The following is a 16,077-nucleotide window of genomic DNA, read 5'->3' as shown; positions in this document are numbered from 1 at the left end:
TATTTTTGCTTATGAGCATTTTTTTATGTGATTTTTAAATATAACTACAAAGTTTTAAAAAAGATAAAATTTTAAGTTTTTTAATAAATCTTACAAAGATAAATTAATCATATTGAATAGTTACGGTTGCTGTTGTCTTAACCTCGCCTGCGGTTACATTGGTTGCTGTTTGATAGTAACGAGCAGTTAAGGGAATATCATATTCTACAGTCTGGTTTGAACTGACAGTGCCAATGTTTTGTTTGGTTGTTTTTTGAATGGGACTGTTAGTGCCATTCATATTCCAGAGCAGTTCCACACCCACACCATTGGCTTTGTTTGAGTTTGCTGCACTATTATTAATAACCTGATTATTTGCGGGGTCAGAGTTATAATCAAAACTTAAGCTGATCGTGTTGCTTGTCGCTATACCAGAGTTATTTTCACCGCCATTACATAAAATGGATAGGTTAAAGCTCTGTTCTCCTTGTGTTGAACCAATCGCTTTAAAACCTGACTTTGTAACAGTCGGGAGTTGAATTGGTATATCTACACCATTTTGAATTTCACATGATGAGGACGCGATCAGGACAGGAGCACTACTTAACATGGTTGTAGTTAGAAATGGGCGATTTTGTTGTCCCGATACATAATAAGTGCTGTAACGGCCTGCTACCAATGCACCTGACCCTGTTACCATCGCAGTTTTAATCACTTCCATAACAAAATATCCAGGTGAAAGGGTATATGCTGTATTAGGTGTTAACGTGCGTCTATAAGGATAATATCCAGAAAAGTCTGATGCATCTACTGCTTCACGATAAAGGCGAATACCAATGCCGGGAATATTAGTCGCATACACATTATTACCTATTGGGCTAACTGGATAATTTAAGGGGAGAGCTGCAATAATTTGATCACTAGCACGATTGCATGTTGCAGTAGAATTATTGGGAGAGATCGTAAAAGTATTCTTTTGTAATATAGTTCCTATTGGATCGGTCGGCTTTACGACGATTTTACCAATGTTCATCGGAATATCGACGGTGGTAAATCCCTTACTTAAATTACAATTTGCATTTGTATGGCTATAGGCAAATAGACTCACTGCCAAAAATCCAATTTTTTTTAAAATCTTATTCATTTACAGACTGCCTTTGTCATAATAATTGGTTGATTGTTATGCTTTATTTGATCCGTGATATCGTATTCAAGTTCGCATTTTTCAGTATTCTTCTCTCCCCATTTCACATATAAACGGTCATGGCTTAAGAGAGTTCGTAAATAAATACGGCTGCCTTGCGCAACAATACCTATTACTTCGTTATTCTGGTTATATACCTGTGCGGCAAAAGGTAAATGTGAGCCATCTAAACTGGTTGTACTAATAAAAAGTGCATAACCTTTTTTTGTTGTGAATTGAACTTTAGTGACCGAGCCTGCATAAGGGGCGATACGTAAGCTACTTTCAACTAGCTCAACTTGTGTAGACATATTTTGCGGGTCAAGGCTAATGTTATTCATACGGTAGGGTGTAATATAAGGAATAACTGCATATCCTTTTTTGTTAATGCTTAGCCCTGGTGTATTGCCGACTTGTGCTCCTGTCGCATCTGGCGCGTAAACCAATACCATTGTTTGAGCTTGGTCTGGTCCAAATAGTAGTCCTTGGGAGTGTGCAACGACATTGCCACTTAAGTTAAGCATTTCTTGTTGATAGGAATCGGCATAACTTATTGAAGTGCCTATGGTTGTGTAGTTTGTTCTATAGTTACCATTAATGTTGAGATTTGTTTGCCCCTGATCTTGACTAGAAATTGATGCGCCGTAGTTCAAACGACTTCCTGTAAACCCGCTTAAACTTAAAATTTGGCTATCTTCACTTAGAACACTATTCAAATTTAAAGAGGTTTTCTTAAAATCTAATGGAAAGGATAGGGACGCTAGGTATTGAGTATCTTGGTTTGCTCGCCCGCCAGCTTGAATAGTTTCACTATTAATTGCAGATAAACTATAAGTTAAATCTTTAAATTGGTTGCTATAACCTAATTGGAATTGCTTATTAGTAGTAGACTGGTTCCAATAGTTCGTCCACGAACCTACTAAATAGAAATTTCCCCATTGGTTTGGAAGAGCTTGATTTAAATTAATCTGAAATTCACTTTTTTGTTTACCTATCGAAAAACTATCAATATTTTGCTCTTGTAAGTCTTGAATTAAAATTGCGTCGCGCAGTTTGAGATAGTTTTGTGTTGAATAACGATAAGTTGCTAATGTTAAGTTGGTATGCGTTGGAGAAAACAATTTATTGTAACTCAGTCGATAACTTTGCCCTGTCATTTTAGATTGATCAGAAAAATTGGCATTTGACTGAGTTGCGTCAAAAGAAATAGCACCAATCGGTGTTGAGAAAGCTGTACCTAACAATACAGAGAAATACTGCTGTGTTCCTTGCATTGCACTATAAGTTGTAAGGTAATTATTGATTCCACGTTGATATTTACCCTGTATTAGCCATGGATTTAACTTAATGTTTGAGTCTCGAAATTGTCCTAAGGTGAGTGAATATCGACTCATTTGAGGACGTAGCATTTCAATGACAGAAGCATATGGAATAGAAAATTTTTGAATTACTCCATTGGATTCAAATACCGAAACTTGTAACTCACCTCCAAATCCTGTGGGATAGAGATCATTAATTTCAAAGTTTCCGGGTGGGACTGTGGTCTGGTAAATTAAATTACCTTGTTGTCTAACTTCGACTTTTGCATTGGTTTTGGCATAACCTCGAACTCTTGGAGCATAACCGAGCATACTATTTGGAAGCATTCGGTCATCACTTGAAATATTCATTCCACGATAGGGCAAAGAGTCAATAAAATCGCTATTGGTAAAATAATCTCCTAAGGTCAAAACCCCATGGATATTGGGAAAAGCCTTTTGTACATATGTATTTGTCGGGGTATAAGAAGAATTATTAGATTGAGAGTTAGACTGACTTTGCCATTTCCATTGTCCATTATGGCGAAACTGCCAACTTGCTAAATTTGCTCCAAGATTGGTTCCCATAAAAGCATATGTATTTTCACGCTGTTCATTCACTATTCGATATGCTGTTGCGTTATAGTTTAAAAAAGCTGCATTAATACCGCGATCCCACAAATGTGGATCAATATAACCTTGTACATTTTTTTCTAAGACGGCTTGTGGTATCGAAATAACAATTCTTAAATGGGAACTATCAAATACGTAAAAGGCATTGTCTATCCATGAAGCAAGAGCTTTACATGAAAGAGATGAAGTGGAGTCATGTTGACTTAGAACATCAGCTTTTACCCCATATTCAAGCAACATGGCCTCTGTAAAACATGTTTCAGCATTTGTGTTAGGAATTGAGGCAGTAAATCGCATACGCCGTTTACCGAACCATTGTCCATTAATATAAACATCTAAGCTATATTCACCAGGCAAGATCGGGTTCCCGTATTTGAAGCGAGCTATATCAATTTTTTGTGCATTACCTACTAAGAAGTTGTTATCAAATTCAGCCTTTGTAAAATGTGGAACGTCAGTATTATTTTCAGCGTATATAGCCATAGGCATGAATAGCGTAATACTTGATACGACGTAACAAGTAAAAGGGCTTTTTAAACATATATAAGGTATAAACCATTTAGACATAGTTTTAGAGCCTATTCATGATAGGTATTTAAGTTTTCCTAAGTAATACAAGGAGGTTAGAACTTTATTGGGTGCTCTACTCGTCCGCCGTAATCATTGATATATACGAAGCTCATATCTGCTAAGTTTTTATTTTTTAGTTTTATTTTATCCTCTGAAAAAGGGGAAATCATTAGACCTTGCTGTAATAAGTCTGTTTTATGGCCTTCACCTCCTTGAAAAATAGAAGTGATAGTAAGAAAAAAAGGTGTCGGATTTTTTATTACTAGATATTGATTATTTACTTTCCACTGAGCTTTCTCACTTATTTGGTCAATATTGTCTTTTAGATCTATAGGACGATAAAAGAATTTAATTCGCGAACGAACAGCGAGCTGTAAAAAATTATTAGAAATTGGGGTACTTTGGTCTTGTTGAGTTTTACCTTCGGGTTTAGGAGGTATATCTAAAACATTAAGCCAGAAAATTGATTCTTGTTGCTGACTTAATTGGGACGAATTAGGTAGAGCTGTAATTCTTAAAGTTTGTCCCTTAGCTGCTTCTACGCGTGAAATCGGTGGTGTAATAATGAAAGGCACATTTGCTTCATCGGGTGTCAATTTTGCATTTCCATCATCGATCCATGCTTGAACAAGAGATGGGGCAGTACCGTTATTACTCAGTTGTAATGTGATCTCACGTGCATTTGAAGGATAAATGACACGAGTACCATGTAAAACAATTTCAGCATGACCTGTAGTAGTGAGTGCTACCTGTAGGCAAGCTAATCCCCAGAAAAATTTACGACCACGAAAAAGCATCAGTCATATTCTCAATAATAAATAATAGGAAGTAGATTGCTTCTATTCATGAATAGAAGCTTCTAATTTAGTTTTATTGATAAATAATCGTGTATTTTACTTGTGATGTTACCGTACCAGCAGTAGAAGCACCTGTAGCATAATATTCAGCATAGTAGTTAAGATCAGCACTACCGCCAGCTGAAACATTTACCCATTGTGAATTCGTTTGAGTTTCATTTGCGCCTGTAGCAAGTACAGGAATTACGGCGTTATTACTGCCAAGTAACTGAATATTGACATTTGTTGCTGCACCAGAAGTTGCTTGGTTTAATAAACGACCCGTATTAAAGTCAACGGTTGCGCCTGGTTCAAAATAAGTTGCAACTTTACCTGCAGCGGCACAGTTCGTTAAATTAATTTGAAAAGGTGTGCGACCAGCTACATCACCAGCATTTTTTAAGGTTTGAGATGAAACAGTAGGCAAATTGATTGTTAAATTTTTATCTCCAGTATCAATAGTACAAGTATTATCCGTAACAAGACCATTAACAGTAATCGTGCCATCTGCTGCTTGTGCATTTGCTATATTTAAAAGAGAAACCGCCGCCACAAAAACAAATTTTTTCATAAAATCCCCAGAATAGCTTTTAAAATAAAATCCATTACTTTTCAGTAAGTTTATTCTGATTAAGTAAGGCGAAGGAAATATATCACTTTTCAATCAAAAAACAAGAAAAACATTATATTTATATATATTTTGATCAATTATTTTTATTAAGGAAAATTAAAAAATTATTTTTTATCATTTGGTAAAATAATTAATTGGTTTTTATTTAAAATAAAATTTAGAAATTGGTAATATCTAAGTAATTGTATTCTATTGAATTAATTTAATTTTAAAATATTTAAGATAATTAATATCTAATATGTTTGATTAAATAATTGTTTTTTAATGTTAAAATTGTTTTGTGTATATCTTATAAATATATTTAATTTTTTAAGAATTTTTTAAGATTCAATTCCTACTGTTTTAGTTGTAATTCAATAAAAGATAATCTGGAGTTCAGTTCCATGAATACTATGAAGTATAGCTATAAACCTAACTACTTTTTCTTTGCTCATAAATTAGTTTTGTTTTTAAAGGATTATCTCATCAAGCATCCGACGGAGCAGCAAACAACGTTTAACCTGCAAACGATTTATGACATCTTTAGCCATGATCTTGCTTCGAGTACGACAAACCTTGAAGGGATCTTAAATATTGCAGATGAATATGTCTTTGAAACAGAAGATGGTTTACTTCCATTAATTAGTAAGCATTCGGTCAATCTCAAAAATCATGTGCTTTCTTTAGAGTTTTCACCGCAGGCTTTGGCAAGTCTATTGTCAGGTCGTACGTTGGTAAATCCTAAAGCAGCCTAGATTTTCTTTTAAGGTAGAGTGAACTCATATAAAATTCATAAAATTTATTTTTAAGAGTTATTTATGAGTAAAGACTTTAAAGCTTTAACTTATATTGCGGATGATAATATAGCAGATACAGTAACTTGGCTCTTACATCATCAAGATGTTTTTGATTCTTTTAATTTTGATGTGTTGAGCCAAGAATTCACAGTAATGCATGCAGCAGGAAAGGATATTATTCGAGTCGGAACTTTTCTGAATGCTACTTACGGAATATTAGTAACTTCTATATAAATGAAAAAAGCCCTGAATGATCAGGGCTTTTAAATTTTCTACTTTGAGTTAAGCACTCATTGCATCTACTGATAAATCAGCAACTGTTGGCTTTGGTTTTTCAGCCGTTAAACCTAATTTATTAAATAAAGCTTGGTCTTTACCTTCACCGGCATTTGGTGTGGTCAGTAATTTATCCCCAGAGAATAATGAGTTTGCGCCTGCCATAAATGCTAATGCTTGATCTGAATCACTTAATGATTCGCGGCCCGCAGAGAGACGGATATAACTATGCGGCATGATAATACGCGCAACAGCAATAGTACGAATCCACTCAATAACATCAAGCTTTTCAACATCGGCTAAAGGTGTTCCTTCAATAGGAACAAGCATATTGATTGGCACAGATTCAGGATGAATTGGTAGGGTAGCGAGTTCATGTAATAAACCAATTCGGTCTTCACGACTTTCGCCTAAACCCACAATACCGCCACTACAAACTTTCATACCAGCTTGACGAACATAATCAAGTGTATTTAAACGATCATCAAAAGTACGGGTACTAATGATGTGAGAATAATACTCGCGAGATGTATCTAGATTGTGGTTGTAATAATCTAAACCAGCAACTTTTAGGCGTTCTGCTTGAGATTGGTTAAGCATACCTAAAGTCATACAGGTTTCCATACCTAATGCTTTAACTTCGCGTACCATTTCTAAAACATAAGGCATATCGCGCTCATGTGGGTTACGCCAAGCAGCACCCATACAAAAACGTGAAGAACCTGAATCTTTTGCAGTTTTTGCTTCGCTAATCACTTTTTCAACAGCAATACGTTTTTCTGCTTCTAGTTTTGATTCGTAATGTGCCGATTGTGAGCAATATTTGCAATCTTCAGGACATTTACCCGTTTTAATAGATAAAAGGGTACTGACCTGAATTGAATTGGCAGTGAAGTGCTCACGATGTACTTGCTGAGCCTTGAAAACTAAATCCAAAAAAGGTTGTTCATATAAAGCTTGGATTTCTTCACGATTCCAATCATTACGTAGAGTCATTGTCATATCCATGATGATGGCATTAATTCACTACACATAATCATACAGAATTCGTATTAAAGCTATAGGGCAAAAAACATCATTTTTTTAATTTGATGACTGAACTTGGCTGAGTTGTTGTTCAATTGCCCAATCAATATGCACATTGACAATTTCGTCATGTAAGTTCTTGCCATTTTGTAGCTGGTCTACAATTTCTTTTGAATAAGGTGCGTTGCCTAAACCGATGGCAATATTACGTTTAAATGATTGATAACCTGTCCGGCGTATTGGGCTACCTTCCGTATTGGCTAAAAAAGTGGCTTCATCCCACTGCCAGATATCAAGCAGCCTAATATTATCTAATCCATGTCTAGGATTAAAATCAGTAATAGATGCTGTTTTGGCAAAGCTATTCCAAGGACAAATTAACTGGCAGTCATCACAACCAAATATTCGATTACCAATTCCTGCACGTAATTCTTCAGCAATAATTCCTTTATATTCGATAGTTAAATAAGCAATACAACGTCTTGCATCTAGCATGTAAGGCTCGACAATTGCTTGCGTCGGGCAAATATCAATACAAGCGCTACAAGAACCGCAATGTGCTGTTGCAGGTTCGTCAAAAGGTAAGTCAAGGGATGTAAATAGCTCACCTAATACGAAAAAAGAACCTGACTTTTTATGAATGAGCAAAGTATGTTTACCTGTCCAACCCATTCCAGCACTTTCAGCTAATGATTTTTCAAAAATAGGCGCCGAGTCTGCAAAAGGACGAGATTCAAAATCGCCGACTTTTTCACGAATTCGTGTTGCTAGCGTTTTCAATCTACCACGCATGACTTTATGGTAATCACGGCCACGTGCATAGCGGGCGATAATGGCAGAATTAGGCTCTAAAGGTACATATCGAGGCTTTGGAGATTCCACAAGATAATTCATGCGGACACAAATAATACTTTTTGTACCAGGCACTAATAGTGTTGGATCAGCTCGCTTTTCTAGATTTTCTTCTAAATAGGTCATGTCTGCATGATAACCACGTTCAAGATACTCTAAAAAACGTGGCATTTGCTCTTGAGCATCTGGTTTTGCGATGACACAATCAGCAAAACCCAAGTCTAATGCTTGAGCTTTGATCCATGCTTTTAATTCATGTGGATCAATTTGTTGCACTGCAATGCGTGATGTGTCGGAAGATGTCATAAACCAAAATGCAAGAGGATAATAATATGCAGGCGGTAGTTTACCATAGCGATGATATTCGAGCATGGGAGCAGCGCTGGTTTGCTGCGCAAAACTCCTCATTAGGTTTAATGCAACAAGCGGCTTGGTCAATTGCCCAGCAACTTATTGAGCTTTTTAAAGATCGGTCTATCAAGAATATTGCTGTTTGGTGCGGGCAAGGCAATAACGCAGGTGATGGTTACTTTATAGTAAGTTATCTGAAGCAAGCTGGATTTAATGTTGAAATCTTTGCAGCTCAATTGGGTGAGTCAACCGATTTACATTGTGCAGCGCAATTTGCTAGAGAAATGAAAGCCCAAATTCATCCAAATTTTGATATTAAAAGAACATTTGATTGTCATATCGATGCCTTATTTGGCATAGGTCTAAACCGAGAATTAAATAGTGATTGGCAACAAGTGATTCAAATATTTAATGAACAAGTGGGCCTAAAAATTTCGATTGATATACCGAGTGGTTTACAAGCAAATACAGGACAAGTCTTACCTTTCGCAGTGAGAGCTGATCATACCTTTACCGTTTTAGGGCTTAAAGCAGGATTATTCACAGGACAAGGCAAAGAATATGTAGGAAAAATTCATTTAATTAATCTAATTCCTATAGATCACGAGTTGAAACCTTTAGCTTATTTGTCACCCACAAATATTAAACTTCCTCAGCGTATGGCATTTGGGCATAAGGGAAGTTACGGGCATGTTTTAGTGGTGGGTGGACATGAGCAAATGGGCGGCGCTGTAATTATGGCTGCTGAGGCTGCTTTTCATGCGGGTGCAGGCAAAGTGACGGTAGTTTGCCATCGCAATCACCATCAGGCCATTTTGTCGCGGGCACCTAATATTATGCTTCGTGATATTAATGCTTTAGATGAAGAAAATATTAGAGAGATTTCATCTCAGGTTGATGCAGTATGTTTTGGAATGGGATTAGGCCGTGATGAGTGGGCTAAGCAAATCTATGAGCAATGGTTTAATTTGTTAAATCAGAGTACACACCTAGAAACTGTTTTAGATGCAGATGCTTTGTGGTTTCTTGCCAAGCAGCCTGAAAAATTGGGTGCACATGTTTATGCGACGCCTCATCCGGGAGAAGCTACTACCTTACTTGGTTCTTCTACAGCGCAAATTGAAAATGACCGAATTGCTGCAATTCATGCTTTGCAACATAAATATGCGGGTCAGTGGGTACTTAAAGGAGCAGGTAGCTTAATTTTAGAGGATAACTTGTATATCTGTACGCAAGGTAATGCTGGTATGGGAACTGGTGGAATGGGTGATGTATTAGCTGGAATGATTGCAAGTCTAAAAGCCCAATTCCACAAAGATATTGCGTTACATGAGATTGTAACCCTTCATGCACAAGCAGGGGACCTTTTAGCTAAAAATGGTATGCGTGGCTTGCAGGCTTTTGAGATGAATCAGGCAATTACTCAAGTCGTAAATCAATAAATTTTTAACGTCTGCGACTGCTAGAGCGACTTCGCCCACGTGCCATACCACCTAAAGCATTTAAAACAGACAGTTTGCTCATACTTCCCGATGCATGAGCATGGCAGATGGCAGCAGCAAGGGCATCGGCCGCGTCGGATTGAGGTTTAATGGTCAGATTAAGTAATCGCATGACCATCATTTGGACTTGTTCTTTATCGGCAGCGCCATAACCAACCACAGACTGTTTAATTTGACGGGCAGTATATTCTGCAACTTGTAAATCTAAATTCACTAATGCGGCTATGGCAGCACCACGGGCTTGTCCTAGTTTTAAGGCAGAGTCTGGGTTTTGAGCCATAAAGACTTGCTCAACTGCAGCTTCAGTAGGGCCATGAAATTTCACAATGCGCTCAACGCCGGCAAAAATACGTTTTAAGCGTTCTGGCATTTCTTGAGTTTCTGTTCGGATTGTACCGGCATCAACAAAACGCAGTTTACTACCATCTTTTTCAATGATTCCATAACCTGTTAAGCGTGAACCCGGGTCAATTCCAATAATCAATGCCATGTGAAGACTTATGTATAAGTAATTTAGATAGTATTGTTACATAGCCAAAACGGTTATGCATGAGTAATTTAAAGAAAGCCGTGATGAATGGTTATTTTTCGGTTTTTATCTTACCCATCTATATTGTTTAAAATCATTTGATGTAATTCTATTTTAATGGAATACTTATCTATAATTTTGGAATTTACGTCTGTGGTAGATGGAAGATATTAATATACGCATTGCACAACAAGTACGTGAACTACGTCTAGCGCGTGGATATACTCTAGATGTTCTTGCTACTCGATGTCAGGTAAGCCGTTCTGCAATTTCACTCATTGAAAGAGGTGAGGCAAGTCCAACTGCAGTTGTCCTTGAAAAGCTGGCAAATGGTTTAGGTGTTCCTTTAACTCAGCTATTCGCCACTTCACAAAATAATCAGTCACCACAACCTATAGTTCGACGTATTCAACAATCAGAATGGAAAGACCCTGAAACAGGATATATTCGCCGTCAAGTCTCTCCTCCAAATTGGAAGTCTCCATTTCAAATTGTTGAAATTGAATTTCCAGCTCATGCCCGAATTACTTATGAAATTAATGAAACCTCTAATGTTGTACAGCAACAACTTTGGGTAGTTGAAGGGCAAATTGATATTCAATTAGGTGAAGCTTGTTATGCTTTAAGCAAAGGAGATTGCTTGGCAATGCAACTCAACCAACCTGTTATATACACTAATAATTCAGCTCAAATCGCTCGCTATATCTTAGTCGTCTCTAGTCAACTCGTATCTGCCGTTAAGGAATCGTTATGATCTATTCCCTCAATTCTAATTTTCGTTTAATTGATTGTAATGAAGCAGAACATGCAGCGGCTATATTAGAGATTCTGAATGAGGCAATTATTAATTCTATAGCACTGTATGATTATGTGCCGCGCTCAATTGATTCAATGAAAACATGGTTTTCAGTCAAAAGAGAACATGGTTTTCCAGTGATTGGTATTGTGGATGAGACAAACAAATTATTGGGTTTTGCGAGTTGGGGAACCTTTAGAGCTTTCCCTGCCTACAAATATACGGTCGAACATAGTATTTATATTCATCATGAACATCGTGGCAGCGGATTAAGCAAAATTCTAATGCAAGAATTGATTAAGCGCGCTCAAGAGGCTGATCTACATGTATTGATAGGTTGTATCGATGCAACTAACCAAGCGAGTATCGGTTTACATGAAAAAATGGGTTTTATCCATGCCGGTACTTTTAAGCAAGTCGGTTTTAAATTTGGCCAATGGTTAGATGCTGCTTTCTATCAGTTAAATTTAAATACACCGCATGCGCCAGTTGACGGATAAATAATAAGGTTTTCAAATTTCAAGTTTAATAAAACAACCCAGTTTATAAGGATGAATATAAGCTGGGCTATAAAGTTCAAATTATAAAATACCTAGCTGCTCTAATCCTTTATAAGCAATTTCTTTTCGAATAGAACTAGGTGTTCCTTTTTTCATTTCTAAATTGAGTGAGAACGCTACAATTTCTCCTTGTGGTTGAACGACCCAGCCTGTGAACCATCCCACTTGAGGCTCCACATCCCATCCCCAACCGCTTTTAGCGTAAATTTTACGTCCATTTTTTTCTTCTATGAACACCATAGATTGAACTTGTTCTTGTACATTTTTGCTAAAGGGAAGAGTTTTGTGGGCTAATTCATAAGCAAACTGTGCTTCCTGTTGAGGCGTAATTTTGAGGGGGCCAACAAGCCAAAAATTATCTACTTTTGAACCAATATCAGAATTACCGAAACCAATACGCTTAACCTCTTTGGACATAAGATCAAGGCCAATTCGTCGAGCTAGTTCTTGATACACAGGAATAGCAGAAGCTTTCATGGCATCACCTAAGGTCATATCTTTTTCCCAATCAGGAAATAAACGCTTTTGTCCATCCCATTTAAACACTTCTGTTGTTGTTGCTTTATGATGTTCAAGACCAATTAAAGCATTTAGCATTTTAAAGGTAGATGCAGGGACATATTCGGTTGATGCTCTTTTTAGATCATTGCCATAAATTTCCTCTGTATTTCCGCGCTTAATAACCAAAACACCAGTGGTCTGTGCTTGATCAAACAGTGATTTAATTTCTTCTGAATTTTTATGGGTAGAAAGAGCGTGTATTTGATGCTGTTGTACTGTATTGAAAGAACATGCTGACAAAAATATGGTACTAATAGCAAGGAAAAGAGCTTTTTTAGTCATAAGTCTATTTAGGCTTAAAAGTATTATTCTTTAATTTAACTTGAAAGGAGATGCTTTTAGATAGAGAAAATGTAAGCTATTGGGATAAGCTGACATTTAAATATCGATTTTTTAAATTCTTTAAAAACAATACATATTCAAAAAAGCTAAGACTTTTTATTTGACTAAAAACTGCTTGTGAGAGAGCAATACTGTTTAAATAGAGTAAAAAAATTAAAATCTGATAAAAGACACACTTGATAAACCTGATATAGCACTCATTAATAATAAAGCATGTTTGTTTTTATCGAGTTAAAATCAAATGTACTCTAGTATTGCAGACTCTGGCTGATTCGATAGGGTTGGGGTAAATAAAACTGCAATGAATTTTCTTTTTGAGATAGATAAAGTTTTACATGAATTTACTTCTTATTGTAGTTCTGGGCGCGATTGTTGAAATTGCCGTATGGATTGGTGTAGCACAGTTCATCAGTGGATGGTATGTGTTCTTTTGGTTCATTCTTGCTTTCTTTATTGGTTTGGGGCTTATTCGCAGAAGTACTGCTGGTATTATGCCTCAATTACAACAAATGCAGATGACCGGCCAACTCGGTAATGACCCGGCAGTAACTAAAAAACTTGCTTTTGCTTTTGCAGGTTTCTTATTGATGTTACCAGGTCTTGTTTCTGATGTATTAGCGGTTTTGATTTTGATCCCTGGTGTTCAAACTGCTTTCCGTAATATGGCGATGAGAACTCTCGCAAAACGCCAACAGGCTATGATGGATAAAATGATGGGTGGCATGAGCGGTAATATGGGCGGACAAAACCCATTTGCTGATTTAATGCGCCAAATGCAGGATATGCAGAATCAACAAGGTGGGGGAAGTCAAGGTCAATACCGTGATTCAAGCATTATTGATGGAGAAGCACGTGAAGTCACTCCAGAACATAAGAAAATTGAACATAAAAATAAGGATTAATGAATACCTTATCTAAAGGCCTAAACCTTTAAAGTTTAGGCCTTTTTTATTTTAAGAAGATATAACTTATTTAGTAAGAGATTCAGTCACAACAGAATCTGTTTGAGCCAATTCAGTTGGGTTTTCTTGTGGTTTTGTTTGGGGTTGGTATTTGTTTGAAGCTAAGGCTGTTTGCTTATTTTCAGATTGTTGATAACCTCGGCTTCGGTTGGCTCGTTCGCGAAAGCCACCTTTATTAATGAGCTTTGTGTGTGACATGCATTTGCCTAAAATGTGAGATTATTCGCTTATTTTAGCAAATTTGGCAAAATATCAAAATAAGAAAAATAGTTCTAGAAAAATAATATTTAAATTAAGTATTTGTTTTTAATTTATATTTTTTTATTGACTCAATTGTTCATCTAGATTGAATTATCTATTCATTTCACATAGGATAAATATAAAGGATGTATAAATTAAAAAATGTAGCAAACCTATTAAAACAACAACGGTTGAAATGAGGGAAGGAGGGTTACCTATGCTATATCAATACCATTGTGCGTGTTGCGACAAAGTTGTGGCATCGACTGATAAATCATGTCCATATTGTGGTTCACAACATATTCGAAGCCCGTATGGCTTATGGATGTTTTGTGTGATGGCTTGTCTAGCTGTTGTTGTCGTATTTAAAGTTGTGCATATCTATATCCAGAACCATCAAGATACTCCAACGCAGTCAACTTTACTGGATGTATTAAATCAGGATGATAAAACGACAAGACAATAGACTTTGATTACAGCTATAAATAATGATATGGCGTCAAGGATGATTGCTAGAAGACCAAACCCTACATACCATAGAGTTTTAAGTATAAAAAAGCCCGCTCAATCGCGGGCTTTTTTATGACGGCATATTAGAGGCCAGCAGCATCTTTAAGGGCATCAACTTTATCAGTTTTTTCCCATGTAAATGCAGAGTCTGAACCTTCGCGACCAAAGTGACCATAAGCCGCAGTTTGTTTGTACATTGGTTGAAGAAGATCCAACATACGAGTAATACCAAACGGTCTTAAATCGAAATGATCACGTACAAGTTGAATAATTAACTCATCAGAAACTTTTGCTGTGCCAAAGGTATTAATTGAAATCGAAGTAGGTTCTGCTACACCAATTGCGTAACTCACTTGAATTTCACATTTGTCAGCAAGACCCGCAGCTACAATATTTTTTGCAACATAACGACCAGCATACGCAGCAGAACGGTCAACTTTAGATGGATCTTTACCAGAGAAAGCACCACCGCCGTGACGAGCCATACCGCCGTATGTATCAACAATAATTTTACGGCCTGTTAAGCCACAGTCACCTACAGGGCCACCAATAACGAACATACCTGTTGGGTTAATGTGAAACTTAGTAGCTGCATGGAACATTTCAGCAGGGATGATCGGTTTGATAATTTCTTCAATAACTGCTTCTTTGAGCTGGCTTTGAGAAATTTCAGGATCGTGTTGAGTAGATAAAACAACTGCATCTAGACGTACAGGCTTGCCATTTTCATATGCAAAAGTAACTTGGCTTTTTGCATCTGGGCGTAACCATGGAAGGGCACCAGAACGACGTAGTTCAGCTTGACGCTCCATTAAGCGGTGAGCATAAGAAATCGGCGCAGGCATAAGCACGTCTGTTTCACGGCTTGCATAACCGAACATTAGTCCTTGGTCACCAGCACCTTGATCTTCTGGTTTTTGACGGTCTACACCTTGAGCAATTTCAGGTGATTGTTTACCAATCATATTGATTACAGCACATGTTGATCCATCAAAGCCAAGATCAGAGTGGTGATAACCAATACCGTTAACAGTATTACGAACAACAGCTTCAACATCAATATTAGCAGTCGTTGTGACTTCACCTGCAAGTACAACAGCGCCTGTTTTTACCAGTGTTTCACAAGCAACACGTGCGTATGGGTCTTCTTTTAAGATTGCATCCAAAATAGCGTCGCTAATTTGGTCGGCCATTTTATCGGGATGACCTTCGCTTACAGATTCCGAGGTAAAAACAGCGTACTCGCGCATGAAAGTCCTATCTTGGTTATTTCAAAAGACATAATATGTTACATCGACTTGAGCTTGAGGACCAGTTCATACTGACTAAAAAGCATGAATTTATTTCATTTATAGTGTGTTTTAATTGATAAGTGTATTAGTAAAATTGATATAGAGAGTTATAATTTAAAGTATTTATATTTTAACAACTTGTTGCTAGTGTGTTTTTTAGACATGTAAATCAATAAAAGATTCTATCTGAAAATTTGGACTTTAAAGAAAACTAATACGATCAGCTTATGCAAGATGAGGGGAATATTTTTACTATATATCAAAAACTAACAGGGGAAATACTTTGAAATTTGAGCAGTCTGCAGAAAAATGAACACTGTTTTGTATAACTTAAAGATTCAAATGTTTTTTGTGTAACCAAGAAACGGTTAA

At 36.8% G+C, this 16,077-nt stretch carries 17 protein-coding genes; 7 read left to right on the top strand and 10 right to left on the bottom strand.

Going from position 1 to position 16,077, the window contains the following annotated elements:
• Window positions 1–103: 103 nt before the first annotated feature.
• From HLV59_RS10585 to HLV59_RS10570, 4 genes are all read right to left on the bottom strand, one after another.
• Window positions 104–1,123, bottom strand: coding sequence for a fimbrial protein (locus HLV59_RS10585; RefSeq protein ID WP_016145048.1), 1,020 nt, complete (start codon window positions 1,121–1,123; stop codon window positions 104–106).
• Window positions 1,120–3,660 (bottom strand): fimbria/pilus outer membrane usher protein, encoded by a 2,541-nt coding sequence (locus tag HLV59_RS10580; RefSeq protein ID WP_456318742.1) that lies wholly within the window; start codon window positions 3,658–3,660, stop codon window positions 1,120–1,122. Before HLV59_RS10580 ends, HLV59_RS10585 begins: the two co-directional genes overlap by 4 nt.
• 56 nt (window positions 3,661–3,716) lie before the next feature.
• Window positions 3,717–4,460 (bottom strand): fimbrial biogenesis chaperone, encoded by a 744-nt coding sequence (locus tag HLV59_RS10575; RefSeq protein ID WP_016145050.1) that lies wholly within the window; start codon window positions 4,458–4,460, stop codon window positions 3,717–3,719.
• A 73-nt stretch (window positions 4,461–4,533) separates the two neighbouring features.
• Window positions 4,534–5,070 (bottom strand): fimbrial protein, encoded by a 537-nt coding sequence (locus tag HLV59_RS10570; RefSeq protein WP_016145051.1) that lies wholly within the window; start codon window positions 5,068–5,070, stop codon window positions 4,534–4,536.
• A 443-nt stretch (window positions 5,071–5,513) separates the two neighbouring features.
• On the opposite strand from HLV59_RS10570, the gene HLV59_RS10565 reads away from it, so the two are divergent.
• Entirely contained in the window at window positions 5,514–5,864 is a 351-nt protein-coding gene (locus HLV59_RS10565) for a hypothetical protein (protein WP_016145052.1), read from the top strand.
• A 63-nt stretch (window positions 5,865–5,927) separates the two neighbouring features.
• Window positions 5,928–6,140, top strand: a complete 213-nt coding sequence (locus HLV59_RS10560) for a hypothetical protein (protein ID WP_016145053.1) — start codon at window positions 5,928–5,930, stop codon at window positions 6,138–6,140.
• A gap of 48 nt (window positions 6,141–6,188) precedes the next feature.
• Here HLV59_RS10560 and bioB read toward each other — a convergent pair whose 3' ends face one another.
• Window positions 6,189–7,178, bottom strand: a complete 990-nt coding sequence (bioB, locus tag HLV59_RS10555) for a biotin synthase BioB (RefSeq protein ID WP_216606716.1) — start codon at window positions 7,176–7,178, stop codon at window positions 6,189–6,191.
• A gap of 87 nt (window positions 7,179–7,265) precedes the next feature.
• Window positions 7,266–8,366: a tRNA epoxyqueuosine(34) reductase QueG gene (gene queG / locus HLV59_RS10550; protein WP_016145054.1), complete on the bottom strand. Its 1,101-nt coding sequence runs from the start codon at window positions 8,364–8,366 to the stop codon at window positions 7,266–7,268.
• 26 nt (window positions 8,367–8,392) lie between these two features.
• Here queG and HLV59_RS10545 point away from each other — a divergent pair, with 26 nt between their 5' ends.
• Entirely contained in the window at window positions 8,393–9,853 is a 1,461-nt protein-coding gene (locus HLV59_RS10545; protein WP_171429914.1) for an NAD(P)H-hydrate dehydratase, read from the top strand.
• A gap of 4 nt (window positions 9,854–9,857) precedes the next feature.
• Here the strand turns inward: HLV59_RS10545 and ruvC are convergent, their stop codons facing one another.
• Entirely contained in the window at window positions 9,858–10,403 is a 546-nt protein-coding gene (gene ruvC, locus HLV59_RS10540) for a crossover junction endodeoxyribonuclease RuvC (protein ID WP_002121356.1), read from the bottom strand.
• Between the two features lie 199 nt (window positions 10,404–10,602).
• Here ruvC and HLV59_RS10535 point away from each other — a divergent pair, with 199 nt between their 5' ends.
• A complete protein-coding gene (locus tag HLV59_RS10535; RefSeq protein WP_057106442.1) occupies window positions 10,603–11,196 on the top strand; it encodes a helix-turn-helix domain-containing protein in 594 nt (197 codons plus the stop codon).
• On the top strand, window positions 11,193–11,738 hold the full coding sequence (locus tag HLV59_RS10530; protein WP_171429913.1) for a GNAT family N-acetyltransferase: 546 nt from the start codon (window positions 11,193–11,195) through the stop codon (window positions 11,736–11,738). Before HLV59_RS10535 ends, HLV59_RS10530 begins: the two co-directional genes overlap by 4 nt.
• Window positions 11,739–11,819: 81 nt before the next feature.
• Here HLV59_RS10530 and blaOXA read toward each other — a convergent pair whose 3' ends face one another.
• A complete protein-coding gene (gene blaOXA, locus HLV59_RS10525; protein WP_171429912.1) occupies window positions 11,820–12,641 on the bottom strand; it encodes an OXA-213 family carbapenem-hydrolyzing class D beta-lactamase in 822 nt (273 codons plus the stop codon).
• Between the two features lie 395 nt (window positions 12,642–13,036).
• Between blaOXA and HLV59_RS10520 the strand changes: the two genes are divergently transcribed.
• Window positions 13,037–13,603, top strand: coding sequence for an FxsA family protein (locus HLV59_RS10520; protein ID WP_057106445.1), 567 nt, complete (start codon window positions 13,037–13,039; stop codon window positions 13,601–13,603).
• 66 nt (window positions 13,604–13,669) lie between these two features.
• On the opposite strand, the gene HLV59_RS10515 is transcribed toward HLV59_RS10520, so the two are convergent.
• The gene (locus tag HLV59_RS10515; RefSeq protein ID WP_016145060.1) at window positions 13,670–13,861 is read right to left on the bottom strand and encodes a hypothetical protein; all 192 of its coding nucleotides are present in this window, start codon (window positions 13,859–13,861) and stop codon (window positions 13,670–13,672) included.
• Window positions 13,862–14,120: 259 nt separating this feature from the next.
• Between HLV59_RS10515 and HLV59_RS10510 the strand changes: the two genes are divergently transcribed.
• Window positions 14,121–14,369 carry a hypothetical protein gene (locus HLV59_RS10510; protein WP_002121448.1) on the top strand — a complete coding sequence of 83 codons (249 nt, stop codon included), beginning with the start codon at window positions 14,121–14,123 and terminating at the stop codon, window positions 14,367–14,369.
• Between the two features lie 127 nt (window positions 14,370–14,496).
• Here the strand turns inward: HLV59_RS10510 and metK are convergent, their stop codons facing one another.
• Window positions 14,497–15,663: a methionine adenosyltransferase gene (metK, locus tag HLV59_RS10505; protein WP_005069601.1), complete on the bottom strand. Its 1,167-nt coding sequence runs from the start codon at window positions 15,661–15,663 to the stop codon at window positions 14,497–14,499.
• Window positions 15,664–16,077: the final 414 nt, after the last annotated feature.

This window comes from Acinetobacter lactucae (genome assembly GCF_013122135.1).
Lineage (GTDB): Bacteria > Pseudomonadota > Gammaproteobacteria > Pseudomonadales > Moraxellaceae > Acinetobacter > Acinetobacter lactucae.
Note: the sequence above shows the minus strand (reverse complement) of the source record. Positions and strands in the feature narration are given on the sequence as shown.

Excerpts from the sequence above, each read along its gene's own strand:
- HLV59_RS10585 (WP_016145048.1), bottom strand. The coding sequence starts at position 1,123 with ATGAATAAGATTTTAAAAAAAATTGGATTTTTGGCAGTGAGTCTATTT.
- HLV59_RS10580 (WP_456318742.1), bottom strand. The coding sequence starts at position 3,660 with ATGTCTAAATGGTTTATACCTTATATATGTTTAAAAAGCCCTTTTACT.
- HLV59_RS10575 (WP_016145050.1), bottom strand. The coding sequence starts at position 4,460 with ATGCTTTTTCGTGGTCGTAAATTTTTCTGGGGATTAGCTTGCCTACAG.
- HLV59_RS10570 (WP_016145051.1), bottom strand. The coding sequence starts at position 5,070 with ATGAAAAAATTTGTTTTTGTGGCGGCGGTTTCTCTTTTAAATATAGCA.
- HLV59_RS10565 (WP_016145052.1), top strand. The coding sequence starts at position 5,514 with ATGAATACTATGAAGTATAGCTATAAACCTAACTACTTTTTCTTTGCT.
- HLV59_RS10560 (WP_016145053.1), top strand. The coding sequence starts at position 5,928 with ATGAGTAAAGACTTTAAAGCTTTAACTTATATTGCGGATGATAATATA.
- bioB (WP_216606716.1), bottom strand. The coding sequence starts at position 7,178 with ATGACTCTACGTAATGATTGGAATCGTGAAGAAATCCAAGCTTTATAT.
- queG (WP_016145054.1), bottom strand. The coding sequence starts at position 8,366 with ATGACATCTTCCGACACATCACGCATTGCAGTGCAACAAATTGATCCA.
- HLV59_RS10545 (WP_171429914.1), top strand. The coding sequence starts at position 8,393 with ATGCAGGCGGTAGTTTACCATAGCGATGATATTCGAGCATGGGAGCAG.
- ruvC (WP_002121356.1), bottom strand. The coding sequence starts at position 10,403 with ATGGCATTGATTATTGGAATTGACCCGGGTTCACGCTTAACAGGTTAT.
- HLV59_RS10535 (WP_057106442.1), top strand. The coding sequence starts at position 10,603 with ATGGAAGATATTAATATACGCATTGCACAACAAGTACGTGAACTACGT.
- HLV59_RS10530 (WP_171429913.1), top strand. The coding sequence starts at position 11,193 with ATGATCTATTCCCTCAATTCTAATTTTCGTTTAATTGATTGTAATGAA.
- blaOXA (WP_171429912.1), bottom strand. The coding sequence starts at position 12,641 with ATGACTAAAAAAGCTCTTTTCCTTGCTATTAGTACCATATTTTTGTCA.
- HLV59_RS10520 (WP_057106445.1), top strand. The coding sequence starts at position 13,037 with ATGAATTTACTTCTTATTGTAGTTCTGGGCGCGATTGTTGAAATTGCC.
- HLV59_RS10515 (WP_016145060.1), bottom strand. The coding sequence starts at position 13,861 with ATGTCACACACAAAGCTCATTAATAAAGGTGGCTTTCGCGAACGAGCC.
- HLV59_RS10510 (WP_002121448.1), top strand. The coding sequence starts at position 14,121 with ATGCTATATCAATACCATTGTGCGTGTTGCGACAAAGTTGTGGCATCG.
- metK (WP_005069601.1), bottom strand. The coding sequence starts at position 15,663 with ATGCGCGAGTACGCTGTTTTTACCTCGGAATCTGTAAGCGAAGGTCAT.